This window comes from Vibrio sp. zbq_1 (assembly GCF_043102935.1).
In the GTDB taxonomy this organism is placed as follows: Bacteria; Pseudomonadota; Gammaproteobacteria; order Enterobacterales; family Vibrionaceae; genus Vibrio; species Vibrio parahaemolyticus.
Genome location: NZ_JBICJH010000030.1, coordinates 1 through 327 on the forward strand (window position 1 = coordinate 1; position 327 = coordinate 327).

Annotated in this window: 1 rRNA gene; it reads left to right on the plus strand. The window is 56.3% G+C overall.

The features are described 5' to 3' along the window. Positions 1–327, plus strand: a 16S ribosomal RNA gene (locus ACF8CV_RS13920); the annotation flags it as partial.

The window sequence follows — 327 nt, forward strand, 5'->3', positions numbered from 1 at the left end:
GGACGGGTGAGTAATGCCTAGGAAATTGCCCTGATGTGGGGGATAACCATTGGAAACGATGGCTAATACCGCATGATGCCTACGGGCCAAAGAGGGGGACCTTCGGGCCTCTCGCGTCAGGATATGCCTAGGTGGGATTAGCTAGTTGGTGAGGTAAGGGCTCACCAAGGCGACGATCCCTAGCTGGTCTGAGAGGATGATCAGCCACACTGGAACTGAGACACGGTCCAGACTCCTACGGGAGGCAGCAGTGGGGAATATTGCACAATGGGCGCAAGCCTGATGCAGCCATGCCGCGTGTGTGAAGAAGGCCTTCGGGTTGTAAAG